This window comes from Olsenella sp. CU969 (assembly GCF_905219715.1).
In the GTDB taxonomy this organism is placed as follows: Bacteria; Actinomycetota; Coriobacteriia; order Coriobacteriales; family Atopobiaceae; genus Granulimonas; species Granulimonas faecalis.
The window spans coordinates 1-1,443 of sequence record NZ_CAJMXC010000153.1 but is presented as its reverse complement, the minus strand read 5'-3'; the positions used below and the strand labels follow the sequence as shown (position 1 = coordinate 1,443).

The following is a 1,443-nucleotide window of genomic DNA, read 5'->3' as shown; positions in this document are numbered from 1 at the left end:
CCCTACACCCGGGGCCCAAGACCGTGGGTGTCCCGTGGCGGGCCGCGACGCCGATTCAAGGGACCGGTCCCTCGGGGAACAGGGTCTTTTGCAAAGCAAGGGAAGCCCCGCGGGGGCGCCGGAGAAAGGGGACGCGATGTCCNAGCACATGAACGCCGAGAAGGCCGAGAAGACCCTGGTGGACGACGTCATCCGCGAGGGGGCCCTGGAGAACGAGACCCACTCCATGGAGGCCTCCATCAAGCCCAACTACGACGTCGAGGGCAGCTACGGCGACCCCGCGGTGGCCGAGGCCGTCGACGGCGCCGAGGACCGCGTCGTCGAGGAGAACCTCACCGTGGGCACCGACGAGAACGGCAACCGCTACGCCGAGGTCTCCGAGAGCGTGACCGGCGAGGAGTAGGCCGGCCGCCGGGCCCGGGCCACGCCGGTCCGCCCCCCCCTGACAAGACTCCGCCCGAGGGCGCCGCTGGCCGATCCGTTCGGTCACCGGCGCCCTTTTCGTCACGGAGACACCCGGTACCGCCCCTGGAGGTCCCGAGACAAGAAGGGCGCCCCCGGCCGGCACGGGGTCCGACCGGGGGCGCCCACCGCAGCCGCTGCCTAGGGGCGGCGGCGCCNGACGAGGACGAGGAGCGCGGATGCCGCGGATGCCGCCAGGGCCACAGCACCTGCCACCGACGACCCGTCGCCGGTCACGGGCAGGAGGCCGAGGGGATGGCGGGAGACGATGGTCCGTCGGCCGTCGGATCCGGTGGAGGGCAGCTCGCGGTCGGCCGGAAGGACACCGCCGTCGGGGCCCGCCCCCGCGGGCCAGACGGTGTCACTGCCATAGCGCGGGTGGGTGCGCTCGTAGAGGCCCCACCCGCCCGCAGGCGAGAACGGCTCGCCCCGGCCGGGGCCCGACAGGGGCAGCGACACCTGGGAGGGCATCTCCCCGAAGGCGATGGCGACGTTGCCGATGTCGCGGCCGACGGCGTCGGGGGTCACCAGGGCGTCGAAGACGAGGGTCGCGGTCTGGGGGCCGCAGACGGTGCCCACCGAGACCGCCAGGGTCCGGCTCCACGGGTCGTAGCACCCGTCGTCCACGGCGATGTCGGCACCATCGGGGCCCAGGAGGCGGATCGAGCCCGAGACCGGCTCGAGGCCCCGGGGGACGTCGTCGCGCAGCACCGCGCCCATGAGGGCCGACCCCTCCTGACGGAGGGAGAGCGAGAGCCGGTAGCGGACGGTATNNCCCACNCGGGTGGTGCCGTCGGAGCGGTCGAGGTTCTCGACCTCCTTGGTCACCACCACGTCCTCGGGGGCCGGGTCGGACCCCAGGATCTGCGACGGGGTGGCCGGCGGGGTGGCGACCTCCACGACACCGGGGTCGTCAGGGTCGCCGGGCGCGTCGGGGTCGAGGGACGGGAGGTCGTCGGGGTCCACGGCCGTGCCCGGGGC

The 1,443-nt window shown here is 74.3% G+C and carries 1 protein-coding gene; it reads left to right on the top strand.

What is annotated here, in order from left to right:
• The first annotated feature begins 148 nt into the window (after positions 1-148).
• Positions 149-403: a hypothetical protein gene (locus JX283_RS08320; RefSeq protein WP_204830159.1), complete on the top strand. Its 255-nt coding sequence runs from the start codon at positions 149-151 to the stop codon at positions 401-403.
• Positions 404-1,443: the final 1,040 nt, after the last annotated feature.